Origin of the sequence: Psychrobacillus insolitus, assembly GCF_003254155.1 — a bacterium.
GTDB lineage: Bacteria > Bacillota > Bacilli > Bacillales_A > Planococcaceae > Psychrobacillus > Psychrobacillus insolitus.
The window spans coordinates 27,621-53,182 of record NZ_QKZI01000007.1; the positions used below are offsets into that span (position 1 = coordinate 27,621).

Sequence of the window (25,562 nt, forward strand, 5' to 3'; positions counted from 1 at the left end):
TGAAAAAGCGTCTCTACTTAATGTAGAAACGCACGACGTTTGTTTAATAATAAAAACAACTAAGTATTCCTCTCTAAGCTACTAACATGCCACCCATAATTTTAGTTAAATTTACTATTTCAAAGTAAAAAGATTATTGCTCTTAAAATTTAATGCTCCATCATTTCGTGTGCAATATCATGTCCATCCATTTCTGATGGGTAGTAGGTAGGCCAGTTTGTTACTTCATCTAGTAAAGCCTTACGGTCGTCACCCCAATACAAATGATAGTGGTCAGATTCATTCTGTTTGATACTATGATCACTAAATTGAATAAATTGAGGAAGCCCTTCGATTTTTTCTACTAGTTTAAATATGTATCTTACCCCTCTATTTCCCGCATCATATGTTAGGATTTCGTATCCATCATAGATATACTCACCTGAATTTTCTTTTCCATTTTTGAAGAACGTTACATTATCACCTTGAATCATGATTCGGTCAGCATCTGTTTGATACCCTATATTATAATACTCCTTATACTCTTCAGATGTCATGGCATCATCCTGTTCTGCTTTATACGCAAATACCTCATCAAGTGTACCATCCTGTAGGTATGGATCTACTGATTGCCAGTCTCCTTCCCAATCCAAAAGTGAACGATCCCTCACTTGGCTATCTTCAAAAAAGCCGTCATAAATTTGTTTTGTTTCTTCATCATTTGCATGGCTATGTTCTTGTGCATGTTCACTTACATGTGTGTGACTTTCGGATATTTTCTCTTGTGTTTCAGTAGAGCCTTCAGCTAGTTCTGAAGTCTGACACCCTACTAGTAGTGAACTAATAGCTAATACACTTAGCCCTGTTGCAAATGAAATTTTCATAAATAACACTCCTTTTTCTAAATCGTAATAATTACTATTTAGAATTATATACATACCCAATTTGAACGTCAAGTAAAAATTTAACGATTCAAAGTGAAATATCCCTGTGTTAGAAACAAACATGAATATTTAAACTTTCATGTTTGTTTCTAACACAGGGACAAAAAATGATATTTAAAAAGGAACAGCAATAAAATGAACTGTTCCTTTGTGCATGTTGATTGTTAATTATAATGGTAAATCTTTTTCTTGAAATATACGTATTCCTATCGCATAAAGTACAATGCCAACCAATGCCAGGATAACAAATTGAACCATATAACCATCACCTTTTAAAATTGCATCTGTGTCAAAAAGAGAATTTAGTGAGATGTATTTGATTCCTTCAAGACTTTCACTTACTTGCCCCATCAGCTGGAACAAGAAGAAAGCAAGTGGTATTCCAGCACCGAAAGCTAAAGAGTTTTTAGATAAATTGAATACACAAGAAAATAGTGAAATGTCCCTGCGTTAGAAACATTCAGGTTTATTTAAACAAACGTGAATATTTAAACTTTCGCGTTTGTTTCTAACACAGGGACAAAAAAATGCAGTCCAAAAAATTACAACGGAAGTAATAGGCTCAGTTCCATATATTAGTGAATAAATATAGTTTATAAAAAATAGCAGCATATAGATGTAAAAACCAAGGATTGCTCCTTTTTTCCAATTAATTAACTCTATTTTAGACATACCTCTGAAGAATTTCATTTTAGCCCTCCACATATAAGCTTACCCTTGCTGTTCCAGTAATACCTTTTAGTCATTCCATTATATTTGAACTAATACATTACTTTTACCATAAAAAATTATTATGCCTTCCTATGCTAACCGGTTAGATGATTTAATCTTTTACTGTTTCAACTTCCTTTATCGCACTTGTTAAAGCCAAGGTGTTTTCACTTATCGTATGTCCCTCTACAAGCGAGATATCATATTCTCCATTAGAGAAATGTATGTAATTCGCATCTTCTTTGTTCTTTTCAAAAAATATAGTGTACTCATTCTTATTCATTGTATTTAGTTCCCAACTTGCACCTATTGTCATTTCAACATTGTCCGATATTCTCTTAGCGTAATATCCCTCCTTGTCCTCCACTAGTTCACCGACGAAATATATATTTCCACTTGACTGTATTACTAATAAACTTTCATCATTTGTCGTTGTAATTAAATCAATATTTCCTTTAATATTTTCATTCTGAACAAAATGTTCCAAAGTTTCTTCTTTAGAAGAGAAATGGGCAATATTATCCTTTTCACTACAAGCAGATATAAAGAAAATAGCTATAACCATTAAAATAACCATAAATTGTCTAATAATAATCTCCACCTTCACATACTTTATTAACGTTTTAACATAAATACCTATTTTAGGTTGAAATAATTTAATATATAGTTAAATATCCCCACGTTAGATACATTCATGTTTGTTTCTAACGCAGCGACAAAAAACTAATTTTATAGTCCCTACAGGTCCAGAAAATAGAAATTTATATGACCAAATAAAAAAAGAGTAGCAAAAGCTACCCTAGTTAGTAAATTTTTAAAATTAAAGTTCCTCACTAGCCCAACAATTACAGTCATTTTTTCTTACCTATTTTTATAATCATTTCCAAAATACCAAGCATAAATTTAAGGTCAATTTTCTCTTTCTTCTTCTTCTTCTTCTTCTTCTTCTTCTTCATTTAAATCGTGTTCGCCAATATAAATAAGGCCGATTGCATGATCAATTCTGGTTGGCCAATCATACGGAACGGATAACCTTCTGGATATACCTCTCCAAAATTTACTCGAATCAGTTTCAAAATCTTGAAAATCTTTTAATAGTTCTTTATAAGACACACCATCAAATTGTATATTCATTTCCTGCAATCTCATGAAAGCCATATGTCTAATTTCAAGCTCTGCTGCCTTTTCCATTTCTTCTTCAGTTGCCTCTCCTATAATGGTTCCTGACGGGGGTAAGATAGCGTAAATATTATCTACTTCTTCTTCCATTTCTTGTGCAGGAATCAATTTTTTACGGATCCGATTAAGCATAAAATCAACTCCCAATGGTTTTTCTCAATTATATATAAGTCTAATAGATTAGTAAACTAATTACTCTTAATATTCAACCAAATATACCTATCATTGAAAAAAGATGTATTCAATCGATTTGGTAAAAACCCTTTAATTTCATCCATGTTTCATACCAAATTTTTTTTATTTTAAAGGTTTTTCTATTTCCTCTCCATTTTTTATTATATACACTCCATTATCTTTAATTTTTATCTTATCTCCAAAATTAAAAACAATGTTAAAACAGTCCTTTTAGTGAAATATCCCTGTGTTAGAAACATTTACGTTTATTTAAACAAACGTGAATATTTAAACTTTCATGTTTGTTTCTAACACAGGGACAAAAAACGATGGTATCTTAGAATAAGAGTTAAGTACTGGTAAACCAATTCAACTTGGAGGGAACTTATGAAAATAATAATTTTTGGCGCATCAGGAAAAACAGGGAAGTTACTTGTTACGCAAGCGCTTTCTGACAACCATACGGTCACAGCATTCGTAAGAAACCCAAGTAACTTTAACATTTCCGATCCAAACCTTTTGATTGTTCAGGGAGATGTAACAGATGCATCTGCTGTAAAGAAAGCCATTCTTGGGCATGACGCAGTTATTTCAACACTTGGAACGAATACTGGATTACGAAAAACAACAATCCTTCATGAAATGACGCAAAATATCGTTCAGGGTATGAAGGAACAGCGGGTGTCGCGAATTGCTTACATGACTTCAGCGGGAATTGACAAAGAAATACCAGGTGTTTTTGGGAAACTTACAATGAAATTGCTTGGAAATGTCCTAGACGATCATCACAATGCAGTGGCTGTGATAAAGGATAATGATTTACAATGGACGATTGCAAGACCCTTAGGACTAAACGACAAACCGTTTACAGGGAAATATCGTAAAGATACGATTGGAGTTCCTAAAGGCGGCCGTACAATTTCTCGAGCGGATGTCGCCGACTTCTTATTACAGGCAATTTTGAATGAAGAATTTATCCACCAGTCTGTTGCCTTGAGTGACTAGTAGTGAAATATCCCTGCGTTAGAAATATTCACGTTTTTTTAAACAAACGTGAATATTTAAACTTTCGTGATTGTTTCTAACACAGGGACAAAAAAATTTCCCGAGAGAATATCTCAGGAAATTTTTTATTATAGATTATTCAATTCAACTGCAATTTTAGCTCCAACTGTTGCATTGTTGTAGACTAATGCAATGTTTGATTCTAAACTCTTGCCTTCTGTTAGTTCTTTTACTTTCCCTAATAAGAAAGGTGTTACGTCTTTTCCTTTAACTCCATTTTCCGTCGCTTCGTTTAAAGCTGTTGTAATAATGCTGTCAATATATTCTTCTGCTAGAGAATCTTCTGCTGGAATTGGATTTGCAATAATTGCTCCACCTATTAACCCTAAGTCCCATTTCACTTTGAGCATTCTTGCTACTTGAATTGGTTCATCTAATCTAAAATTGGAATCAAATTCACTTGTTGCCGTATAGAATGCTGGGAATTTATCCGTTTGGAACCCAACTACTGGAACACCTTTCGTTTCTAAGTATTCAAGAGTCAATCCGATATCTAAAATAGATTTTACTCCCGCACATACTACCGCAACATTTGTAGAAGCTAGTTCTTCTAAGTCAGCCGAAATGTCCATTGTTTCTTCTGCACCTCTATGAACGCCGCCAATACCTCCAGTTACAAACACTTTAATACCCGCTAGCTCTGCACAAATCATTGTTGATGCAACTGTTGTTGCTCCAATTTCTTTAGATGCAACTACATAAGCTAGATCTCTTCTAGATGTTTTTCTAGCATTTTTACTTGTACCAAGTGTTTCTAGTTCTTCTTCTGAAAGACCAATTTTAATTTTTCCATCCATTATAGCAATAGTCGCTGGAACTGCTCCGTTATCACGAATAATTTGCTCCACTTTTCTTGCCATTTCCACATTTTGTGGGTAAGGCATGCCGTGTGAAATGATTGTTGATTCTAATGCAACAATCGCTTTCCCTGCAGCCATTCCTTCTTCTACTTCTTTTGAATACGTTAAAAATTCTCTCATGATAAATATTCCTCCAATTCATTATTTAAAGTTACTTTAGAAAGCGTTGTTCGAACTGTCTCCGTTGCTTGTAAGGTTTTACTCGCATTTATCACTCCTGCAAATAGAGCCTCTTTCATCTGAACGCCTTCTAACCATGCGTGAATTGTTCCGGAGACAAAAGCATCCCCTGCTCCGGTAACATCAACTATATGGTCCACATGTATCGCTGGGATGAATAAACTATTGTTGGTCTCACTAGCATACATAATACCTTTGCTACCATTCGTTATTACAACATGTTTGACTCCCTTTTGTACAAATATAGAAGCTGCACTTCCCCATGAATCTTCATCCTCAATTTGCAGTTGCAAATATGTCTCTGCCTCGTCTTTATTCAGAATAAGTAATTCAATTCCTTTTAAATCTTCAGGCATTCTTTCCATTTTAGGAGAAGAAACTGGAACGATAACAAAGGGGATCTCTTTTGCTATAGCTAGAGCTTTCAAATATTCCAATACATCATTTGGACAATTCATATCTGCTACTAATAATTGAGCATTCGCTAAATGCGTTTCTTGTTTTTTCATATACTCCACAGATAGCTGTTCGTATATTTCCATATTCGCTAATGCCAAGATCATTTCACCATTAGTATCCAATATGGCAGAATATGTTCCTGTTTCAAAGTTAGAAAGCTTCTCTACCGAAAATAGATTCATCCAAGGACTAGATGCTCCTTCTATGATTTGATATTCTATATCATTCCCAACAACGGTTAATAAACGAACATCATGTCCAAGTCTCCCTAAATTTTCTCCAATATTTCTTGCTACTCCACCCACACTTTGTACGCTAGTAGCGGGATTGGAAGTACCCATTTGCACTTTGTTTTTCACTGAAAATTTGCGGTCTACATTTGCACCACCTATGCAAATGACTTCTTTGCTTTCAGGAAGTATATAAGCTCTTCCGGTAATTTTCCCGTTTTTTATGAGTTGTGAAATTATGTTCGCTATCGCGGGTCTAGACATACTTAAACTGTTTGCAATTTCTAACTGTGAAGCATATGGATTTTTTGTTAGATATTGCAGTATTTGCATTTCCTTCGATTCCAACATATGATCCTCCACTCTTTTGAACTTTTGTTCCAATTATAAACTTTTGTTTAATAAAAGTCAAAATAAAAACTGATAACTAAGTTATATAGTTATCAGTTCACTTATCTTTTATTCAGGTTGTTCATTTAACGTACCATCCTCTAGAACAAGAGGCTGGATTAATACTTCAACACGTCTATTTTTGGCACGACCTTCAACCGTATCATTAGAAGCGACGGGTTTAAATTCTCCATAGCCTTTTGCACTAAAATAAAGAGGATCAATTGTATTTTTATCAACTAAAATTTTGAGGAAATTGACAGATCGCATAACACTAAGCTCCCAGTTAGAAGAGTATTTACTACCAGATATAGGAATATTATCTGTATGTCCAGTAATAACTACATTTCGAGGTGGATCAAATACTAAAAGATCTGAGATATCTTCTGCAAGATTGATATACTCTGGATTCACTTGGGATTCTCCTGTTTCAAACAAAATGCTATCTCGAATTGTTACAAGAAGTCCCTCTTCTGTTAATTTAGTTGCAAACTGCTTTTCCAAAACATTAACTGCAATATATTCATCTACACTATTTTGAATTTCAGCTAGGGCTTGTTGATCTTCAATATAAGCAGAACTTTCACTATCTTTGTTTGTATTATTTGGTTGGATCGGTACATCAATTGGTGAAGGTTGTTCTAATAATCCAGTTCCACCATCAAATACCTGATTAAACACTTGTGACATCTGTTCTAGTTTTTTTGCGTCTACCGTACTTGATGCAAATAAGACGATAAACAGTGCTAATAGTAGGGTTAATATATCTGCATAGGGAAGAAGCCATGATTCTCCCATCTCTTCTTCCTCATGATGTTTTTTACGTTTCTTAGCCAAGTCCAGCCTCCCCACTTTCGCTTAATACTTTTTTACGGTCTGATATAGATAAGTAGGAAGCTAGCTTTTGTTCAATAACACGAGGGGCATCTCCTTCTAAAACTGAAAGAATTCCTTCTAACATCATTGTTTTTTGGCGAACCTCTTGTTTAGATTTCCGTTTTAGCTTATTTGCAAATGGGTGCCATAGCACATACCCTGTAAAAATCCCAAGTAATGTCGCAACGAAAGCTGCGGAAATGGCATGGCCTAGTTTTTCGATATCATTCATGTCACCTAAAGCTGCTATTAAGCCTACTACCGCTCCAAGCACCCCTAGTGTCGGGGCATATGTACCAGCTTGTGTGAAAATTAGTGCACCGCCTGAATGTCTATCTTCTAAAGCGTCTATTTCTTCTGTCAATACATCTCGAATATAGTCAGCATTTTGACCATCAATTGCTAAAGCTAACCCATTTTTCAAAAATGGATCCTCTACTTCGTCTGTCTTTCCTTCCAGTGCTAGTAACCCTTCTCTGCGAGCCAAATCTGCCCAGCTCGAGAACATTTTGATAACTTCATGATCTGGTACAAGTTTAGTCTCTTTAAAGATTACTCCAAAAAGACTTGGTACTCTTTTTAGCTCATTCATTGGAAAACCGATAACAATTGTCGCTATTGTACCAAAAATAATTATTAATATAGCAGCTGGATTTAATAGCGCAACTAATGCAACACCTTTTAAAACCATCCCCACTATTAAAGCAACAAATCCTATAATAAGACCAATTACAGTAGACTTATCCATTCATTAACCCCCACATTCTATTCCTTTACTTTATTTCGGCTGATTTAGTCATATTTTAATAAAAACATCGAAATCTCGATTAATAACTCAGCAATTATGAACAAATCTTGACTTTCATTAACCAAGTTGTTTGAAAAATCTATATCGAAGGGCTATTATGAAAGAAAATACAGAAAGGAAGTATGAAATGACAACATTTATAAATAAACTAGAAAAATACGCTGGACTCGCTGTAGAAGTAGGAGTGAACATTCAACCTGGACAGAATTTATATATTGCTTCCTCTATTGACAGTGTTGAGCTTGTTCGATTAATTACTAAAAAAGCATATGAAGTTGGAGCAAAACAAGTTTTTGTTGATTTTTCAGATGATCAAATCACTCGTTTACGCTATGACTTAGCTCCTGCTGATTCTTTCAGCTTCTTCCCTTCTTGGAAAGCAAAAGAAAAAGAAATACTGGCAGAAGATGGTGCTGCATTCATGAGTATCATAAGCCAAAGCCCTGATTTATTAAAAGGAATAGATTCATCCAAAATTTCAGCATTCCAAAAAGCTGCTGGACAAGCATTGAGTAAATATCGTCAGTTTGTTCAATCAGACAAAATCAGCTGGACAGTTATAGCTTCCCCTTCTAAAGATTGGGCTAAAAAAGTGTTCCCTGAGTTAGCAGAAGAACTTCAAGTTTCTGCCCTATGGGATGCTATTTTTAAAGCAGTCCGTGCAGATCTATTAGACCCAGTTGCAGCGTGGAAAGAACATGATGCACTTTTACACACAAAAGTAGATTACTTGAATGATAAAAACTATAAAAAACTTCACTATACAGCACCAGGGACAGATTTGACTATTGAACTTCCAGCGGGACATCTATGGTGTGGAGCAGGTAGTGTAAACGAAAAAGGGCACGAATTCATGGCTAATATGCCAACTGAAGAAGTATTTACCTTACCTCTGAAAACTGGAGTGGATGGATACGTTGCAAGCTCAAAACCTCTTAGCTATGGCGGTAACATTATCGATGAGTTTACAATTACATTTGAACAAGGGCGCATTGTCCAAGTAATTGCAAAACAAGGCCAAGACGTCCTTGAAAATTTAGTTGCTACGGATGAAGGTTCTCATTACTTAGGAGAAGTTGCACTTGTCCCTCATGATTCTCCAATCTCTAACTCTAATTTGTTATTCTATAACACACTTTTTGATGAAAATGCTTCCAACCACTTAGCTATCGGCAGTGCTTATGCTTTTTGTCTAAAAGGTGGTAAGAACATGAGTCGTGAAGAACTTAATCAAAATGGTGTGAACGAAAGTATTACCCATGTTGACTTTATGATTGGTTCGGACAAAATGGATATTGATGGCATCAAAGAAGACGGAACAACTGAAGCTATCTTTCGGAATGGAAATTGGGCATTTTAACTGAATTTATATGTATTTCTATATAATTCTACTTACTTATTAACTTGATATAAGCTATAATAATATTATTAACATAACTAGTGAGGTGTTATTAATGGGCTTATTCATAGTTACAGTTCTTGGTTTCGTAAGTATCATGGGGATTACAGGTTATGCAATTTTGCATTTCTTCTCTCAAAGCATGAATTCTCACGATGCAGAAGTTGTAGATCCAAAACCAACAGTTAGATACTAATTTATGACAATCGCAATTATTGCGATTGTTTTTTTATTTCTTGAAAAAAATACCATGTTACTTGTTCACATTTACCTTTCATTTGCGCGACAAAGTTGTAACAGAATAATTACAAACTGGTCCTTTTTAATCATTTTCATTTTTCCCGCTATGCCTTTACGACTAATTTCCAATGAAATATATGAAAACATCCATTATATAACAAATGTTAAGTCGTCAATTATCCATTATACTTATTAAGTATGATTTGATTGGAGGAAGTCTAATGTTTTCAAATGCACATATTGGAATAGATTTAGGAACAGCTAATACATTAGTTTATACTAAAAATAAAGGTTTACTAATAGATGAACCAACTGTTGTTGCAATAAATACTAAAACAAAAGAAATCATTGCTTTTGGAGAAGAAGCAAAAAAAATGATTGGTAAAACACCGCCTTCTATAGAAATTATTAAACCTTTAAAAGACGGCGTTATTGCCGATTTTGATATTACTACACAGTTATTAAAATTGATCATGCAAAAAGCAAGCAAGAAGTTAGGAGCAACCCTAAGAAAACCGACTGTTGTTGTTTGCACTCCTTCTGGTGCTACCTCTGTTGAACGTAGAGCAATACAAGATGCAGTTCGACAAAGTGGAGCAAAAGAAGTACAACTCATGGAAGAACCCGTTGCAGCAGCGATTGGAGCAGGATTACCAGTAAGTGAACCTGTTGCAAGTATGATTGTGGATATCGGTGGCGGGACAACTGAAGTAGGTATCATCTCTTTTGGCGGCGTTGTAGCCTCTAACACTGTAAAATCTGCAGGTGATAAAATGGATGAAGCAATTATACACTACGTAAGAAAAGAGTATAATGTATTAATTGGCGAGCCAACTGCAGAAGAAATTAAGAAAACAATTGGTTATGCATTATTACCACATACGATAGAATTTATGGATATAAGAGGAAGAGACGTAGTAACCGGGCTACCACTTACGATAAACCTATCTTCAAATCAAATTCAAGGAGTTTTAAGAGAATCACTAGAAACAATATTAGAAGCGATTCGTGCAACTCTTGAAATTTGTCCACCCGAACTATCAGGTGATATTGTCGATCATGGCGTAATTTTAACAGGCGGTGGCTCTCTTCTAAAGGGCTTAACCGAGTGGCTTTCAAGTGTCATAGAAGTTCCTGTAAATTTAGCTCCTGAGCCGTTACAATCTGTTGCAATTGGAACCGGTAAAGCATATTTCATCTCTGAGAGAAAACAAAAAATAGCAAAATAACGTTCAGCCACTCCCGATAATTTATGTGAGTGGCTGACTTTTTACATATTAGGAACACTGAGCATAATAGGAGTTAGACGTGTCACATAAATTTATTAATCAAATTAGAAGTTTTTTTTGCTTTTTTCATATAAAATAAATAGTGAGAAAAGAAGGAGGAGTTTTATGACTAGTTTACAAGATATATTAGTTTATAACGGCACTTTTGTGCAGGAAAAATTATACGAACCTTACTTAACAACTAAGTTTCCAGATAAAAAAATTGTTATATTAACTTGCATGGACACACGTTTGGTTGAAATGCTACCTAAATCCATGAATTTAAAAAATGGCGATGTAAAAATCGTAAAAAGTGCTGGAGCTATTATTAACCATCCATTTGGCGGAATCATGCGTAGCTTAATCGTAGCAGTCTATGAACTTCATGCAGATGAAATTTATGTCATTGGACATTACGATTGTGGTATGAGCGCAATCAAAACCGATCAAATTATTGAAAAAATGACTAAAAGGGGTGTAGATCCCAAAGTTATTGAAATTTTGAAAAACTCAGGTGTAAATGTGGAAGAATGGTTAGAAGGTTTTTCTGATGTGAAAGAAAGTGTGTTACATAGTGTAGATATGATTCGTAATCATCCATTAATGCTAAAAGATGTCCCTGTACACGGTCTAATAATCGATCCAAATACGGGTAGACTAGACATAGTTTCTGATGGTTCTGCAGAATGATATTCCTTTAATATATAAATACACAATTCAACAATTTCTCTGTTATTTCCTGGGAAATTGACAAAGGGTGGCTATTCATTCGAATAGCCACCCTTTCATTTGAGCATTCAATCTTTTGAATATATTCTTACCCTTTCAAAACTCATCACTAATAGATGCATACATATAATGATCTTCCCACTTCCCATTAATAAAAAGAAGTTTTCTTAACAAACCTTCTCTTTGGAATTGGTTATTTTCTAGCACTTTAATAGACCCTAAATTTTTGGGAGATACATACGCCTCTATCCGATTTAAATTTACATGTTCAAAAGCAAAATGCCTAACTAGTTTTACGGATGCAGATGCAATTCCTTTTCCGATGAATTCTTCGTCAATTGAATAACCAATGAGGCCACTAGAAAAAGGCATTCTTTTTAGACTATACAATGAAATATGTCCAATCACTTGGTCAGTTTCAGGTAAAAACACACCAAAACTAAATTCTCTTTTTTCTTTCAACAACATTTGTGATTCTCGAATTTTTTCTCGCTGCACTACCGTTGTATAATACTCATCACGATGTAATGGCTCATAAATGGACCAGAAACGTTTATTTCGATACACTAGATTCGCTAAACTCGGCGCATCATTTATATTTAAAGTACGCAAATAGCACGTTTTTCCTTCTAAATAGATCAAGCATCTTCACCCTTTTACATTAGTTAATTGGACAAACTCATGTACAACTTGTATGAAAAGATTAATACCATTCATCCAAAATGCTTTTTTTCTTAGCTTTCTCTATATATTTCATAGCAACCCCTTCTACTGTCATGACAGCCAGTAAACGGGTCCTATAGTATATGAATAAGATACATGTCCTAATTCATGGGATTCATTCTTCCCCTAGCATCGTCTATTTTACATTTAAATATTCGATGGATAGAAATTTTCCTTCAAAGAATATATCCAAACATCTTACTTCTGGCTTTATTTTTCAATCATTTCATATTCCTCCAATTTTTGATACCCATTTTAAAATAGTATACCATGTTTTTTATTATCCAATTATTCCGTTTTTTGTCACGAAACATTCATAAATACGATTTGTAGTCGCTTTGTTTCAAAGGTATACTTATTTAATAGAAGGAGGGGAATGAATGTTCAAACTATTCCTTTTGATTTTCAGTTTTATTGCAACTGTAGCCACTAATACTCTAGCTAATACGCTTCCGATTAATAATCAAACAACTGCAGAAATTTCAAATAGACTCCCAGCATTATTTACACCAGCTGGTTTTGTTTTTAGTATTTGGGGTGTTATCTATGTGCTTTTAGCTTATTGGATTTGGAATATGCTAAAAGAATATCGTCAGACAAAAACTCTTCCTATGTCCCGAGTATTATTATTTGTAATTTCATCCATTTTCAATATTAGTTGGATTTTTTCGTGGCATTATGAATATTTTAATTATTCATTAATTGCTATGTTTGGATTGCTTGTTACATTATTTTTACTTTATATGACATACTCAAGTGAAAGACAACTTTTTAAACAAAGATTGCCTATATCTATTTATCTAGGTTGGATTTTTGTTGCTCTATTTGCAAATTTAGATTATGTATTAACATATTATGAATTCAGTGGATTCGGAATGACTAAACCACTTTGGACCGTTATCTACCTTACTATTGCGACTGCAATCGCTCTTCATTTCCGTTATCATTATAATGATCGTGCAATAGTACTCGTTTTCATTTGGGCTTTCTTTGGAATTATGGTCCGCCATAAACTGGATGTATTATTCATCTCTTCCGTTTCTTTATTTTTAATTTGTGTACTCATAGTAGGAATACTATATATCAAAAAAACGCCTTCGAAAAGTTAATTTCGAAGGCGTTTTTTCTATTTTACCTATTTTACCTAATTAATCTAATTTAGTTATCAATAATGGTCCTTCTTTTGTCACGATAACTGTATGCTCAATTTGGGCAACTAACGATTTATCTGGTGTTACAAAAGTCCAGCCATCGCCTGATTCCACAATGTTCTCTGCTTTTTCAGAAATAAACGGTTCTACTGCAAGGACCATTCCTTCTTTTAATATAATCGGGTCCCATGCGTCGTAATAATTAAGTACGTGTTGAGGAGCTTCGTGAAGTGATTTACCAATACCATGACCAGTTAAGTTCTTGATGACATGTAAACCATTATCCTGCGCTTCTCTAGCAACAGCTTTACCGAGTTGGTTCAATCGAGCGCCAACTTTTACTTTTAGCATCGCGCTATTAAATGCACTTTCAGCTACTGCACATAATTTTTCTTTTTCAGGATAACCTTCTCCAATAACAAAAGAAATTCCAGTATCTGCAAAATATCCATCATAAGAACCTGAAACGTCAATATTCACTATGTCTCCGTCTTTGATAACGCGAGAACCTGGAATACCATGGGCAACTTCTTCATTTACACTAATACATGTGTACCCTGGGAAATCATACTCTCCCATTGGACCTGAAATAGCTCCATGTTCTTTAAAAAGTTTGCCACCTATTTCATCTATTTCTTTCGTTGTCATACCTGGTTTCGTTGCAGCTACCATCGTATCTCTAATTTCCGCTACAATTTTCCCAATCTTTTTTAAAGCTTCTAATTCTTCATTTGTTTGTACAATCATATTTACAAGATCCCTTCTCTTTCTAACTGTACAATAATCATATCATATTTATACTTTATGCGGCAGTAAAAGACGTGGCGCTTTTACGAATAAAATCACACAGATGAATGCTGCCAGTAAAAATACCGGAATCATATACGTTGAATTATAGACCATTGAATAGATGATGACGTTCTGATCTCCAGCAAATTCTCCAAAAAATAGAATACCTGAAAGGACATGAGCAAGGTATCGAAGGAACGCTGCAATGAATACCCCCATAATAACGGATAATGCCATTTTCATCTTATCCTTTTGTTCATATGCTTTCATAAACGCTGGTCGTAATAATCCTGCGAATCCTGCCACCATAAATGCTATAAAGTAATCAATTCCAACTTGTAGGATAACAATCTCAAAAGAAAGTGGTACTGCATAAAAACGACCTGTAACTACTTGTAGTAATCCAATTAGTAGTCCAGTAACTAAACCTGCCACTATTCCTCGGCGAAACGCGATTAATATAACAGGGACAAGTACAAAGGTAACAGTACCCCCTTGTGGCATTCCAAATCCAATCATATCTAATATATATCCAAGAGCTGCAAAAATAGCGATTTCTACTAATAACAATACACGTTGATTTTTCATTGTAATCTCCTTTTTTGACCACAAAAAAAACGACCCAGGGATAGACCCAGACATCGCGATTGTCAGTTTCCATCCACATCCCTACGCAAGCATTAACTTACAGGTTCGAAGGGTACAATCTCAGTCGCTTAAACGACGCCCCTTGTGGTTATGAATTATTTAGTTCGAATTCATTGTAATCTATTAAAAAAAGGAATGCAACCTCGTAAGCTTAATTGTTATACTAATAGAAATACTTTATGAAAGTGAGTTTTTTGATTATCCTTCACTGAACTTGGCAAAAATAGATGCAAGAGAAATATTTCGAATGTATTAGTCGTTATGATATTCGACAAATATGCATAGGAGAAAGGAGATGATTTTAATTCATTTTGAAAATAATAAAGTGCTAGCTTCCCTTTCTTATTTTAGTGTATTATTCGCTCCTTTTATACTTCCAATTATCGTTTATTTCATTTCACAAGATTCTCATGTGAAACAACATGCAAAACGAGCTCTTGTTTCACATATTATTCCTGTCGTATTAATGATTGTTTTATTTATTACTATTTTCGCGAGTTTTGTTCCATTCTCTATGAATACTACTTATGAGGAACCATCTTTATTCATGACATCTACACCGCTGTTATTTGTGCTTGTGTATATGTTAATTTACGCGATTATTTTTATTTGGAACATTATCCAAGGCATTAAAGTGTTAAGATAAGGTTTAGGAATTTTTAATACGGGAACATATGCAGTAATTATTATTTCAATTAGGAGTGATTCATATGAGTCTGAAAAGTTTAGTCAAAACTGCAGTGAAGTTTGCACCAATTGTCATTCCAATCGTTCAAAAAGCATTAAAAGCTAAAAAAAATGTAAAGAAATGAAAAGAGCAAAATCTTGAGTCCGACATAGACTCAAGATTTTGCTCTTTTTTTAAGATTATATAAATGCTTTAAACTCTGTTAGTGACAAGTACTGATCAAAGCCTTCTATTCTTGAAACAGGCTGAGTAGAATTATCTGATTGTCTTTTAATAATTTCTTCAAACGACAAAGGATTTGGAGCAGGTAACTCTAGTGGATATACTTGTACCCAAGAATGATACTGTTTTAAAAATGCATTTGCCATCAATCGATATCCTTCCATTGTTGGATGAACATCGGCTTGGTTCGGTATTAACTCTTTTGCATTTTCCACGAATGATTCTTCTACAGATACATACATTGCACCATTTGCTAATGCTTCTGTTTTTAAAATGGTATGTAATGTAGTTAATTCTTTGCTAATTCCTTGTTTCTGCGTATCTTGAATATGTGGATAAGCAAAATAATATCCCATCACATAGATTTTAGCTTTCGGAGCAGCTAGTTTTACTTCTTGAATAATCGAAGTAATATTTTTTCGGACATTATTTAAAGCTAAGTCTGTTGGAATTTGTTGATAGGCAATTGATCCATTTGCTGGGTTCACTTGAACGAGTTGCAACAGATCATTCGCACCAGCAGAAATTGTAACAACTGTTGCACTTTTCAATAATCCCTGTGCTTCTTTTGTTTGAACTGTATGCAATACTTCACCTGTTGTATAACCCGGAAAAGCTAATGCTTTAGAATAAAAACCTAGCTTGCCCAACCGTTGTAATTCCTGTGCTATTAAATCTGTATAGCCAGTATCAATTTGTCGATAAGGCGTTTGGCCAGCCGCTAAAGAATCTCCTATAGCGATATAAACTTCAGATCCTTTTGCTTCCACAGGTAGGGAAACAAATGATAGGAACAAAACTATGCATGTAACAATCCATCTTTTCATGTAAAATCGACTCCTTAGAATGCCCATGTCCCTTTTATAAAAATAGGTTCATTTGTGCTATCTTCCAGTTCTCCCATAATATCCATGTCTCCGCTACCAATCATAAAGTCTTCATGCACGATTGACGTATTTATGCCGAGGCTTTCCAGTTCACTATGTGATAATCCACGTGCTCCCTCGATACAAGTGGGATACGCTTCACCTATAGCAAAATGATTAGACGCATTCTCATCAAATAATGTATTGAAAAACAATACATTGGATGCCGAGATTGGCGATTCATGTGGAACTAAAGCAATTTCTCCTAGATATTTTGCACCTTCGTCAGTTTGTACTAGGTCTTTTAAAAGTTCTTCTCCAGTAGATGCTTGAACTTTCGTAATCGCGCCATTTTCAAATATTAAGGTAAACCCATCAATAACGTTTCCTTTAAATACGAATGGCTTTGTATTTGTCACATATCCATTCACACCTGTTTTTAGAGGAGCAGTAAATACTTCCTCCGTCGGCATATTTGCTATAAACGAAACTGCTTGAGCATTTTTACTAGATCCACTTTGCCAAATATGGCCTGTTGGAAGTTCTACTTGAATATCAGTCCCTGGAGCCTTATAGTGCAGTTTTTTATATTTCTTTTCATTTAAAAGTGCTGCACGACTTTCTAAGTTTTCAATATGCTGCTTCCACTTTTCAACTGCTGTTCCTTCACCAACTCTGACTACTTGGAAAATAACATCCCACAACGCTTGCATTTGAAATGCTGGGTCAAGATGAGGAAATACCTTTGCTGCCCATTTCTCAGAAGGCATAGCAACTATCGACCATGTGATCACGTCGTTCATCACTGCTTTTCTATAGTTTGCTAATGCTTTTCCACTTGCTTTTTGGAAATTAGAAATCCGATCAATCGAAACTCCTTCAAGCATATCTGGATTATCAGCATCAATCCATAAGAGTGCACCTTTGTTTTCAATTAGTTCATCACGTTGTAACGTAGCCCATTTCGGAAACTCATGAAATGCTTCGTCTGGAGCTAAATCATAAAATGCACGTGCATTCACTTCATCCGAATAATTAACATCTACACGCTTTGCACCAGCTTCATACGCTTTTTTAACGATAAGTCTAGTGAACTCAATTGTATTTGTAGTTGTATTAATAAGTAGAGGTTGGTTTTTTTGAATGTTCAATCCAACTTTAACAACAAGCTCTGCATATTCTTCTAATTTCTCCGAGAAGTTCATGACTTATCTTCCTTTCTTTTCAATCGTTTTAGACGATCCTTCAATTAGTTCTCCGCGATACCAAACTTTTTGTACCGGTTTACTTGGAAGCTCTTTTGTCCACTTTTTATATGTTTTTTCATCTGTATATGTTAACAAAGTTAATACTTCGCCATCTTCTCCTGCACGCCCTGTTCGTCCAGAACGGTGTAAATATTGTTCAATTGATTGTGGAACATCTACATGAATCACATGTGTCACTCCAGAAATATCTAATCCTCTTGCAGCAACATCCGTCGCGATTAATATATGTGCTTTTCCATTTTTAAAATCGTCTAGTGCTTTCTTACGCTCTTCTTTGTTCAAATCAGCGTGAAGTGACACAATTGGGGCATTTCGGTAAGATAATTTAGATTCCTTCATAACAAGCTGGTCCAGACTATTAACGAAAGCAAGCCCTCTCATTCCCTCTTGATGAGAAAGTCTACGTAAAAAATCTGTTTTATCACGTGGTTCTGTTTTGACAAAACTATGAATAACCTCACCTTGTGATGGTAGTTCTTCTGCAGTAACTTGAATGCGTACTGGATTTTTCATCAATTGTTCTACAACTATTTCGATTTCATCTGTTATCGTTGCAGAAGTTACAACTAATTGTCTCTCCTGTGTTCCATCGATTATTCCTTTTACAATACTGCGATGCTCTCTGCTTAACAGTTGGTCACCTTCATCTAATACAATCATCTTCACTTCATGAATTTTGAGCTTTTTCGTTCTGATCAGTTCCTGTAAGCGTCCTGGAGTTCCTACGACAATTTGTGGTTTCTTTTTAAGTTTCTCAATTTGTCTGTTTATATTGGCTCCACCGATTAATTGTGCAACTGAAATATCCGTCCCAGCTGTCCACTCACGAAATACTTCTACAATTTGCATTCCTAGTTCTTGAGAAGGAACCATTACTAAAGCTTGCGTTTGTTTTTTTGTAGTATCCACTTTTTGTAATAATGGAATGACGTATGCGAGTGTTTTACCTGTACCCGTCGGAGATTCTGCTACTATATCTGAACCATCAAGCATATGTGGGATTAGTTGAGATTGTATAGGCATTTCAAATGCAAAGTTAGATTTAGCCCATTTTTCTTGTAATGTTTCGTTTAAATTTTGTAAAAAAGTCAATTTGTTCTCCACCTCATCTGTGTTTGTGTCAAGTGTACCATATTTTTCTTATAGATAATTAGCCATAAGAATAGATTGAAAAAACTATTTTTAATAATTAATTGAGCTAATCTTTATACATAAAAAAAGCACCACGTCTATGTGGCACTTCCATTACTGTTGTTCTGTTGTATACTCTTTCATTAGCTCATATAAGTTCAATTCATATAGCTGTTTTCCATCAATTTTAAATACGCCATTTTTCACAAATTCTTCTATTATATCTTCTCTTTTTTGTTCCATTTTAGAATCTGTTTTTACTATCATTTTGGATAACTCCTTGCTCTTTTTATTCCTATATAGTTTAACCCTTTTTGTACTGTTATAAACCTCTATCATTTAGTTTCTTAAACACTCGAGTGACGAAAGAAAATTTCCTTCTAAACACTAGATACACCAAATATCCTAAAAGTGCACCCAGCGTATTCAACCAAAGATCATCGACATCGCTGCTCCTATTTTGAGGAAGCTGCATTATTTCGATGAATAATGAGATACAAAGTCCAACTATCACAGTAAAAGGGAGAAACTCCATTCTTTTAAAAAGCAATGGCAATAAAAATCCAATAGGAATAAAAAGAATAATATTCCCAAGAAAATTAATATAAAAAGGTTGCCAAAACCCTAAATATCGAATGGCATTATACGTTTCTTTAAGAACACGAAATAACTCTAAATTCACACCTGTTCCATACGTTTGTATTGCTCCAAATTTAGGAATAATTGTTTGAGAAAACAATCCTACTAGAACAGAAACGAGGAGTAGCAATCCAATCTCATGCAAACTCTCTTTTAACTCAAAACCTCTCCTCTTCCAACGGAAAAATCTCCAAATAATTACTACAGGTAAAGTCATGCAGATGAAAAAAAACATATCGTCTAAGTAATCAATAATAATCGTCATCTATTCATCTTCTAATAGTTCTTTTAAGAACTTCTCTCGATGATCAAGAAAGTATTTTGTTAGTTGATAATGTGCGGTCATTTCATATTCTATCCCTTCAATTTTCCCATCATCAAAACTTAGGATTGACGCCTCCGGATATCCTAAAATAATTGGTGAATGCGTAGCTATTATAAACTGGCAATCCTCTTCTGTTACTAAATCATGCATAACGCGTAAAAAAGCTAACTGTCTTTGCGGAGAAAGTGCAGCTTCCGGCTCATCCAATAGATAGATGGCTCTTCCATTAAATCGATTTAAAAATAAAGACATAAACGATTCGCCGTGCGATTGTTCGTGGAGTGATTTCCCGCCATAACTATCTAAAACAACCGGATATTCTCTTGCCTGTTGATCAATATGAGATGCAAATTGATAAAATGATTCTGCACGTAAAAAGAAACCATTCGTCACTTTAGGCATCCAAGAAAGTCGAAGGTATTTTCCAAGTGCACTTTCTGCAGCATCTACTTCATACATATTATTTCTATTTCCACCTGCAGTATTAAATCCACAATTGTCTGCAATTCCTTCTAGCAATGTAGACTTCCCTGTCCCATTTTCACCAACTAAAAATGTTACGTTATGTGTAAACTCTAACTCAGTTAAAGTTTTAATCGTCGGTATTGTAAAAGGATATTGTTCCTCTATGTCTGGTTCATTCCTAAGTATCGTTACTTTTTTTAAAAACATAACCATCGCCCCCGAATCATATAAGTTACTATCTAACGAGAAAGGTCGTGGAACTTGGATCTACCTGTCCAAATTGTCACTAAGCATGTATATCATAATTTTCCAAGTGTGAAAATCTATTTTCCTGTTGTTACTAGCTTACCTCTTCCACCCATACAAAAAAAGATAAATAGGCATATTCTTAAGCAGCTTAACACGATTTTAATCGACCAAGGCTTTTACAATAAGAATTTAGTAGAGATGGTTGGCAACTATGAAATTAAAACAAATGAACGAGGTTTCCTTAGTTTATCATTAACCGTCTACTCATTCACAGGTGGAGCACATGGATTGACCATTACAAGGTCTTTAACATTTGATGTAACGACTGGAAAGCAATACGCACTAGAGGATTTGTTTAAACCAACTAGCGATTATGTTAGAGTCCTATCCCAGATCATTGAAAAGAAATTTATCGAGTGGGAAGTTCCTTTATTGGAAGAGTTTGAAGGTATTCGTCCCGATCAAGATTTTTATGTTGCGGACCATAGCCTAGTTATTTACTTTCAAGTATATGAATTGACACCTTATGTATATGGGTTTCCTTATGTGCCAATCGCCATTAAAGACATCGAAGAGATTATTCTCCCGAATGGAATTCTCGATAAATTACTCTCGTTCTAGTAATTTCTTTTCATATTAAATTATCAGATAGAATAACCTGTTATGAAGGAGTGGTTTCAGTCAGTTTATTTGTTACAAGATCATTGGATGAAGTTCGGTTTTGGTCAAGGATTATGAAAGAACATGCTTTATTTTTAAGCCTTGGTTTTAGTGTTGATGATAAAAAACTCATCCAAGAAGCTCAGAGTTTCATTTCATTGTTTGAAAAAATCGAACAACAGCTTAATAATTATTCTGCCATTTCAGATCCTGAGGAAATAAAAAGATTCAATATTCAAGTGTACCAAGCTGCCGCTTCCATTTGGGCTTATAAAAGAAAAGTGCTAGGACTTATTTTACGTTGTGAAATAGTGTCTAATAACTATGCACTCTTAGTAGATCATACAAGTAGGGAAGCCGCCTATTTTGTGAATCGTTTAAAAGAGTTAAATGCAGGAAAGCTCGAACCACAAGCTGATGATATTATTAGAGAAAATGTTTTCTTCCTTAAAATTATGGCAGACCATTCAAAATTTATCGGTCATTTATTAGACCCTTCTGAAAGAAAATTAGTTGATCAAGCACGTGAGTTCAGTCATGACTTTGACCAACTCCTCTTTCAAGCACAAGATTTAGAATCCATGCGTCCTCAATCGGAAACTGCACCCATTTTGGATCAATTTCTCGATCAAAACCGAGTGTCTGTTGTGTCGCTGAGAGACTTTAAAAAAACTGCCAGAGATTTAATAGATGCTTGCCGTATTAAGAGCAATATTCATCCACTTCTCGCTGATCATGTATTCCGTGAAGCAGACCGCTTCATTCATATTATTGACATGTATGAAGCAACGTTATTATCAAATAATCCATAAATGCATTAGCTCTAGTGACATCCCCCCTTCATTACGGTAAAGTATTAATTAAGTAATTGAAGGGAGTTTTTATAATGAAAGAAGCTATTTTTTTCGATCTAGATGATACATTGCTATGGGATAACAAAAGTGTAGCTACAGCATTTCAAAAGACATGTACATATGCAGCGGCAAAAGTGAACGTTGACCCAAACGAGCTAGAACAGGCAGTACGTGCTGAAGCTAGCACTTTGTACGATACATATGAAACACGTCCATTTACACAAATGATCGGTATTAACCCATTCGAAGGAATGTGGGGAACGTTCGATGATCCTGGTGAAGATTTTCAAAAGATGAAAGAAATTATTGCAAATTACCAAAGAGAAGCTTGGACGCGTGGATTAAGTAAATTGGGCATTGATGATGAAGCGCTTGGAACTGAACTTGCACTGTACTTCCCAAAAATGCGTAAAGAAAGCCCTTTTGTTTACGAGGAAACATTTGAAGTGCTCGATCAATTAAAAGGCAAATATACGCTTCTATTAATGACGAATGGTTCTCCTAGCCTTCAAAATATAAAGCTAGAAATCACGCCTGAAATCGCTCCATATTTCGATCATATTATTATTTCAGGTGCATTCGGTAAAGGAAAACCAGACCCATCTATTTTTGAACATGCCCTTGATGTAGTCGGTTTACATGCAGATGAAGTACTAATGGTTGGAGATAATTTAATGACAGACATACTTGGCTCCTCAAGAGCTGGCATTCAATCTGTTTGGATTAACCGAGAAGAGAAGCCGGTAAGTGAAGAAGTAATTCCTACTTATACAATTAATAATTTGCGTGAACTATTTGATATTATTGAATAAACAAAATGCTGTCCAAAGTCACTTTGACTCTGGGCAGTATTTTTTTATGGGTATTGTCGCGTTCGTGCTTGGTATTGTCTCACTTAGGATTATTTTCCTAAGAAAATCGCTAACTATATGGACTTTAACGGTTCGCTTTGAACGAAACTTATCGCAACAGGGATGAGGAGCCTCTCAGTTCCACACAAAGCCTCTCCACTTCCACACAAAACACTCTCAGTTCCACACAAGCCTCTCACTTCCACGCAAAAACACTCTCACTTCCACGCAAATCCTCTCAGTTCCACACAAAGCCTCTCCACTTCCACACAAAACATTCTCTAGTTCCACACAAGCCTCTAGAGTTCCACATAAACACTATGAGTTCCACAATCCCCCTCTAAAATCACAAAAAAAGCTGCGAAGAATTTCCTTCGCGGCTTTTAACTATATTATGAAGATGCATGATCTGCATCCTGTGTTCCTAGTAGATGAAGTTCTTATTCTTCAAAATAAAAGGCCCCCATAAAGGAGGCCTTTCTTCTATATTATAGATCGATCGGAGTTGCGTCGTAAATATCTTCTAGACCTTTTAGAAGTTCAACACCTGAATCTTCTACATGCTTGTCAATTGAAAGCATCATAATCGCGTCTCCGCCTGCTTCAGAACGTCCAACTTGCATCGCTGCAATATTGATGCCTTCTGTAGCAAGAAGTGTTCCTACGCGACCGATTGCTCCTGGTTGGTCCTTATGACGGATGAACAATAGGTATCCAGCAGGCACAACATCTACGATGAAATCATCTACGCGTACAATACGTCCACCTAATCCATTTAATAGCGTACCAGCAACTTTTCTTGTTTCTGTTGCTGTTTTCACTTCAACAACGATTAAGCTAGTAAATCCTTTTGATTTCGTAGTTTTATTTTCATTTACAGTAATACCAAGACGATCTGCAAGGAATTTTGCATTTACATCATTTACAGATTCTCCTAATTTACTTTTTAGAAGTCCTTTTACAGCATTACGTGACAATGGACGAGTATCTAAATTTGCAAGTTCTCCAGAATACGTGATATTTATTTCTTCTGGTACTCCGTTTGCTAAATCACTAACGAATGAACCTAATTGCTCTACTAAATTAAAGTATGGTTCAATTTTAGCTAATACATCTTTCGGTACAGATGAAAGGTTAACTGGATTTTTTACTACTCCAGTTTGTAAGAAGCTAACTACATCATAAGAAACATCGATTGCTACAATTTCTTGTGCTTCTACTGTACTAGCACCTAAATGAGGTGTAGCAATAACTTGTGGCAATGTCAGTAATTTATGCTCAATAAATGGCTCTTCTTCAAATACGTCAAGTGCTGCTCCTGCAACTTTACCAGAAACAATTGCATCATATAGTGCATCTTCATCGATAATTCCACCACGTGCACAGTTGACAATTTGAACGCCATCTTTCATTTTTTCAAAAGCTTCTTTATTAATTAAATGACGAGTTTCTTTTAGTAATGGTGTATGTAAAGTGATAAAGTCCGCTGCTTTGATCACGTCTTCAACACTACCAAATTGAACGCCTAATTTTTCAGCTTTTTCTGCCGTTAAGAATGGATCGTATGCAATAACATTCATACGTTGTCCTTTTGCACGAGCTGCAACTTCTTGTCCAATTCGTCCAAACCCTACAACACCCAATGTTTTGTTCTTAACTTCTACACCAATAAATGTTTTGCGATCCCAAATTTTGTTTTTTAACGCATGGAAAGCTTGAGGGATATTACGAGCAAGTGACATTAACATTGCCATTGTATGCTCTGCAGCAGAGTTTGTATTTCCGTCTGGAGCATTTACAACAATAATTCCGCGTTCTGTTGCAGCAGTTAAATCAATATTATCTACCCCAACTCCTGCACGACCAATAATTTTTAAGTTCGTTCCTTTTTCGATAATTTCGCGCGTTACTTGTGTTTGACTACGAACTAGCAATGCATCAAATTCACCAATTTTTTCTCCAAGTTGTTCCGGAGTAAGTGTTGTGTCAATTACGATATTAAATCCTTCTGCTTGTCTTAGTGGGAAAATACCATCTTCGCTTAGTGGGTCACTGATTAAAATATTGAATGTCATGTTCTATTCTCTCCTTTAGTTAAATAAAAGTTGTTTTGTAGCTTTCACTAGTCTATTATACTTCACCGGCAATTGTTTGAACTTAAAGAATATGTATTCTCCTCCTTATTATAAAAACAAAAAAGCCCTCCGCTCCCTACAAATATGTAAGGGGCGAAGAGCTTGTAAATAACTCACGCGGTACCACCCAAATTTACTGTAATCTAACTACAGCCTCTTAGTTTAACTGCTTAACGCGCATCATACGGATGAACCTACTCTTTTTCAATTCATCAATTCAAGAGTGCTACTCTACAATAGAAACCACTGATTTGCACCATCCATCAGCTCTCTTTAGATTTCCAACTTGTAAAACTTATCTCTATCTCAATTGTTATGTGTTATTGAATTAAACTTATCATACTAACTGTTATTTTAATTGTCAATATAGTTCAATAACTTGTAAACGCTATCATTTTATTTCAATG

27 protein-coding genes, 1 riboswitch and 1 other annotated feature are annotated in these 25,562 nt (G+C 35.0%); of the genes, 10 read left to right on the top strand and 17 right to left on the bottom strand.

Features of this window, described 5'->3' with window-relative positions:
* Nucleotides 1-149 precede the first annotated feature (149 nt).
* The 3 genes from C7437_RS13380 to C7437_RS13400 all read right to left on the bottom strand — a co-directional run bounded on the left by C7437_RS13380 (nt 150) and on the right by C7437_RS13400 (nt 2,945).
* Complete coding sequence (locus C7437_RS13380; protein ID WP_111440242.1) at nt 150-863, bottom strand: ZinT family metal-binding protein; 714 nt, start codon at nt 861-863, stop codon at nt 150-152.
* Between the two features lie 883 nt (nt 864-1,746).
* A complete protein-coding gene (locus tag C7437_RS13395; protein WP_146249630.1) occupies nt 1,747-2,235 on the bottom strand; it encodes a hypothetical protein in 489 nt (162 codons plus the stop codon).
* Nucleotides 2,236-2,543: 308 nt separating this feature from the next.
* Nucleotides 2,544-2,945, bottom strand: coding sequence for a hypothetical protein (locus tag C7437_RS13400; protein WP_245909293.1), 402 nt, complete (start codon nt 2,943-2,945; stop codon nt 2,544-2,546).
* 429 nt (nt 2,946-3,374) lie between these two features.
* On the opposite strand from C7437_RS13400, the gene C7437_RS13405 reads away from it, so the two are divergent.
* Entirely contained in the window at nt 3,375-3,992 is a 618-nt protein-coding gene (locus tag C7437_RS13405) for an NAD(P)-dependent oxidoreductase (RefSeq protein ID WP_111440245.1), read from the top strand.
* Between the two features lie 128 nt (nt 3,993-4,120).
* On the opposite strand, the gene C7437_RS13410 is transcribed toward C7437_RS13405, so the two are convergent.
* The 4 genes from C7437_RS13410 to motA form a co-directional block, all read right to left on the bottom strand.
* A complete protein-coding gene (locus C7437_RS13410) occupies nt 4,121-5,032 on the bottom strand; it encodes a pseudouridine-5'-phosphate glycosidase (protein WP_111440246.1) in 912 nt (303 codons plus the stop codon).
* On the bottom strand, nt 5,029-6,132 hold the full coding sequence (locus C7437_RS13415; RefSeq protein WP_245909294.1) for a PfkB family carbohydrate kinase: 1,104 nt from the start codon (nt 6,130-6,132) through the stop codon (nt 5,029-5,031). The genes C7437_RS13410 and C7437_RS13415 overlap by 4 nt, the downstream gene beginning before the upstream one ends.
* A gap of 108 nt (nt 6,133-6,240) precedes the next feature.
* The gene (gene motB, locus C7437_RS13420) at nt 6,241-7,008 is read right to left on the bottom strand and encodes a flagellar motor protein MotB (RefSeq protein WP_111440247.1); all 768 of its coding nucleotides are present in this window, start codon (nt 7,006-7,008) and stop codon (nt 6,241-6,243) included.
* Nucleotides 7,001-7,795 carry a flagellar motor stator protein MotA gene (gene motA / locus C7437_RS13425; protein ID WP_111440248.1) on the bottom strand — a complete coding sequence of 265 codons (795 nt, stop codon included), beginning with the start codon at nt 7,793-7,795 and terminating at the stop codon, nt 7,001-7,003. The genes motB and motA overlap by 8 nt, the downstream gene beginning before the upstream one ends.
* A 187-nt stretch (nt 7,796-7,982) precedes the next feature.
* Here motA and C7437_RS13430 point away from each other — a divergent pair, with 187 nt between their 5' ends.
* The 4 genes from C7437_RS13430 (at nt 7,983) to C7437_RS13440 (ending at nt 11,452) form a co-directional block, all read left to right on the top strand.
* Complete coding sequence (locus C7437_RS13430) at nt 7,983-9,215, top strand: aminopeptidase (protein ID WP_111440403.1); 1,233 nt, start codon at nt 7,983-7,985, stop codon at nt 9,213-9,215.
* Nucleotides 9,216-9,309: 94 nt separating this feature from the next.
* Nucleotides 9,310-9,450: a hypothetical protein gene (locus tag C7437_RS17005; protein ID WP_170122380.1), complete on the top strand. Its 141-nt coding sequence runs from the start codon at nt 9,310-9,312 to the stop codon at nt 9,448-9,450.
* A 265-nt stretch (nt 9,451-9,715) separates the two neighbouring features.
* Entirely contained in the window at nt 9,716-10,723 is a 1,008-nt protein-coding gene (mreBH, locus tag C7437_RS13435; RefSeq protein WP_111440249.1) for a rod-share determining protein MreBH, read from the top strand.
* A gap of 165 nt (nt 10,724-10,888) precedes the next feature.
* Nucleotides 10,889-11,452: a beta-class carbonic anhydrase gene (locus C7437_RS13440; RefSeq protein WP_111440250.1), complete on the top strand. Its 564-nt coding sequence runs from the start codon at nt 10,889-10,891 to the stop codon at nt 11,450-11,452.
* A gap of 135 nt (nt 11,453-11,587) precedes the next feature.
* On the opposite strand, the gene C7437_RS13445 is transcribed toward C7437_RS13440, so the two are convergent.
* The gene (locus tag C7437_RS13445) at nt 11,588-12,133 is read right to left on the bottom strand and encodes a GNAT family N-acetyltransferase (protein ID WP_111440251.1); all 546 of its coding nucleotides are present in this window, start codon (nt 12,131-12,133) and stop codon (nt 11,588-11,590) included.
* Between the two features lie 461 nt (nt 12,134-12,594).
* Here C7437_RS13445 and C7437_RS13450 point away from each other — a divergent pair, with 461 nt between their 5' ends.
* Nucleotides 12,595-13,323, top strand: coding sequence for a tryptophan-rich sensory protein (locus C7437_RS13450; protein WP_111440253.1), 729 nt, complete (start codon nt 12,595-12,597; stop codon nt 13,321-13,323).
* A gap of 39 nt (nt 13,324-13,362) precedes the next feature.
* Here C7437_RS13450 and map read toward each other — a convergent pair whose 3' ends face one another.
* A complete protein-coding gene (gene map / locus C7437_RS13455) occupies nt 13,363-14,112 on the bottom strand; it encodes a type I methionyl aminopeptidase (protein WP_111440255.1) in 750 nt (249 codons plus the stop codon).
* A gap of 48 nt (nt 14,113-14,160) precedes the next feature.
* Nucleotides 14,161-14,742: an energy-coupled thiamine transporter ThiT gene (gene thiT, locus C7437_RS13460; RefSeq protein WP_111440405.1), complete on the bottom strand. Its 582-nt coding sequence runs from the start codon at nt 14,740-14,742 to the stop codon at nt 14,161-14,163.
* 61 nt (nt 14,743-14,803) lie between these two features.
* A riboswitch (TPP riboswitch) is annotated at nt 14,804-14,895 on the bottom strand.
* 202 nt (nt 14,896-15,097) lie between these two features.
* Between thiT and C7437_RS13465 the strand changes: the two genes are divergently transcribed.
* Nucleotides 15,098-15,448, top strand: coding sequence for a magnetosome magnetite crystal formation protein family (locus tag C7437_RS13465; protein WP_111440256.1), 351 nt, complete (start codon nt 15,098-15,100; stop codon nt 15,446-15,448).
* 221 nt (nt 15,449-15,669) lie between these two features.
* Here C7437_RS13465 and C7437_RS13470 read toward each other — a convergent pair whose 3' ends face one another.
* From C7437_RS13470 to C7437_RS13495, 6 genes are all read right to left on the bottom strand, one after another.
* The gene (locus tag C7437_RS13470; RefSeq protein WP_170122381.1) at nt 15,670-16,539 is read right to left on the bottom strand and encodes an SGNH/GDSL hydrolase family protein; all 870 of its coding nucleotides are present in this window, start codon (nt 16,537-16,539) and stop codon (nt 15,670-15,672) included.
* A gap of 14 nt (nt 16,540-16,553) precedes the next feature.
* Entirely contained in the window at nt 16,554-17,783 is a 1,230-nt protein-coding gene (locus C7437_RS13475) for an aminopeptidase (protein WP_111440260.1), read from the bottom strand.
* Nucleotides 17,784-17,786: 3 nt separating this feature from the next.
* Complete coding sequence (locus C7437_RS13480) at nt 17,787-18,938, bottom strand: DEAD/DEAH box helicase (protein WP_111440262.1); 1,152 nt, start codon at nt 18,936-18,938, stop codon at nt 17,787-17,789.
* Nucleotides 18,939-19,091: 153 nt separating this feature from the next.
* Nucleotides 19,092-19,244, bottom strand: coding sequence for a Fur-regulated basic protein FbpA (locus C7437_RS13485; RefSeq protein WP_111440263.1), 153 nt, complete (start codon nt 19,242-19,244; stop codon nt 19,092-19,094).
* Nucleotides 19,245-19,299: 55 nt separating this feature from the next.
* The gene (locus tag C7437_RS13490; RefSeq protein WP_111440265.1) at nt 19,300-19,881 is read right to left on the bottom strand and encodes a VanZ family protein; all 582 of its coding nucleotides are present in this window, start codon (nt 19,879-19,881) and stop codon (nt 19,300-19,302) included.
* Nucleotides 19,882-20,613 carry an AAA family ATPase gene (locus C7437_RS13495; protein ID WP_111440267.1) on the bottom strand — a complete coding sequence of 244 codons (732 nt, stop codon included), beginning with the start codon at nt 20,611-20,613 and terminating at the stop codon, nt 19,882-19,884. It lies immediately after the preceding gene.
* A gap of 54 nt (nt 20,614-20,667) precedes the next feature.
* Between C7437_RS13495 and C7437_RS13500 the strand changes: the two genes are divergently transcribed.
* From C7437_RS13500 to C7437_RS13510, 3 genes are all read left to right on the top strand, one after another.
* The gene (locus tag C7437_RS13500; RefSeq protein WP_111440268.1) at nt 20,668-21,276 is read left to right on the top strand and encodes a DUF3298 and DUF4163 domain-containing protein; all 609 of its coding nucleotides are present in this window, start codon (nt 20,668-20,670) and stop codon (nt 21,274-21,276) included.
* A gap of 50 nt (nt 21,277-21,326) precedes the next feature.
* A complete protein-coding gene (locus C7437_RS13505) occupies nt 21,327-22,127 on the top strand; it encodes a DUF2935 domain-containing protein (protein ID WP_281269971.1) in 801 nt (266 codons plus the stop codon).
* 74 nt (nt 22,128-22,201) lie between these two features.
* Complete coding sequence (locus tag C7437_RS13510; protein WP_111440272.1) at nt 22,202-22,981, top strand: HAD family hydrolase; 780 nt, start codon at nt 22,202-22,204, stop codon at nt 22,979-22,981.
* A gap of 527 nt (nt 22,982-23,508) precedes the next feature.
* Here C7437_RS13510 and serA read toward each other — a convergent pair.
* Nucleotides 23,509-25,095 carry a phosphoglycerate dehydrogenase gene (gene serA / locus C7437_RS13515; RefSeq protein WP_111440273.1) on the bottom strand — a complete coding sequence of 529 codons (1,587 nt, stop codon included), beginning with the start codon at nt 25,093-25,095 and terminating at the stop codon, nt 23,509-23,511.
* Between the two features lie 146 nt (nt 25,096-25,241).
* Nucleotides 25,242-25,472, bottom strand: a binding site (T-box leader).
* Nucleotides 25,473-25,562 lie beyond the last annotated feature (90 nt).

Bases quoted from the DNA above. Each gene is read 5' to 3' on its own strand.
- C7437_RS13380 (WP_111440242.1), bottom strand. From the start codon at position 863: ATGAAAATTTCATTTGCAACAGGGCTAAGTGTATTAGCTATTAGTTCA.
- C7437_RS13400 (WP_245909293.1), bottom strand. From the start codon at position 2,945: ATGCTTAATCGGATCCGTAAAAAATTGATTCCTGCACAAGAAATGGAA.
- C7437_RS13405 (WP_111440245.1), top strand. From the start codon at position 3,375: ATGAAAATAATAATTTTTGGCGCATCAGGAAAAACAGGGAAGTTACTT.
- C7437_RS13410 (WP_111440246.1), bottom strand. From the start codon at position 5,032: ATGAGAGAATTTTTAACGTATTCAAAAGAAGTAGAAGAAGGAATGGCT.
- C7437_RS13415 (WP_245909294.1), bottom strand. From the start codon at position 6,132: ATGTTGGAATCGAAGGAAATGCAAATACTGCAATATCTAACAAAAAAT.
- motA (WP_111440248.1), bottom strand. From the start codon at position 7,795: ATGGATAAGTCTACTGTAATTGGTCTTATTATAGGATTTGTTGCTTTA.
- C7437_RS13430 (WP_111440403.1), top strand. From the start codon at position 7,983: ATGACAACATTTATAAATAAACTAGAAAAATACGCTGGACTCGCTGTA.
- C7437_RS17005 (WP_170122380.1), top strand. From the start codon at position 9,310: ATGGGCTTATTCATAGTTACAGTTCTTGGTTTCGTAAGTATCATGGGG.
- mreBH (WP_111440249.1), top strand. From the start codon at position 9,716: ATGTTTTCAAATGCACATATTGGAATAGATTTAGGAACAGCTAATACA.
- C7437_RS13440 (WP_111440250.1), top strand. From the start codon at position 10,889: ATGACTAGTTTACAAGATATATTAGTTTATAACGGCACTTTTGTGCAG.
- C7437_RS13450 (WP_111440253.1), top strand. From the start codon at position 12,595: ATGTTCAAACTATTCCTTTTGATTTTCAGTTTTATTGCAACTGTAGCC.
- map (WP_111440255.1), bottom strand. From the start codon at position 14,112: ATGATTGTACAAACAAATGAAGAATTAGAAGCTTTAAAAAAGATTGGG.
- thiT (WP_111440405.1), bottom strand. From the start codon at position 14,742: ATGAAAAATCAACGTGTATTGTTATTAGTAGAAATCGCTATTTTTGCA.
- C7437_RS13465 (WP_111440256.1), top strand. From the start codon at position 15,098: ATGATTTTAATTCATTTTGAAAATAATAAAGTGCTAGCTTCCCTTTCT.
- C7437_RS13470 (WP_170122381.1), bottom strand. From the start codon at position 16,539: ATGAAAAGATGGATTGTTACATGCATAGTTTTGTTCCTATCATTTGTT.
- C7437_RS13475 (WP_111440260.1), bottom strand. From the start codon at position 17,783: ATGAACTTCTCGGAGAAATTAGAAGAATATGCAGAGCTTGTTGTTAAA.
- C7437_RS13485 (WP_111440263.1), bottom strand. From the start codon at position 19,244: ATGATAGTAAAAACAGATTCTAAAATGGAACAAAAAAGAGAAGATATA.
- C7437_RS13490 (WP_111440265.1), bottom strand. From the start codon at position 19,881: ATGACGATTATTATTGATTACTTAGACGATATGTTTTTTTTCATCTGC.
- C7437_RS13495 (WP_111440267.1), bottom strand. From the start codon at position 20,613: ATGTTTTTAAAAAAAGTAACGATACTTAGGAATGAACCAGACATAGAG.
- C7437_RS13510 (WP_111440272.1), top strand. From the start codon at position 22,202: ATGAAAGAAGCTATTTTTTTCGATCTAGATGATACATTGCTATGGGAT.
- serA (WP_111440273.1), bottom strand. From the start codon at position 25,095: ATGACATTCAATATTTTAATCAGTGACCCACTAAGCGAAGATGGTATT.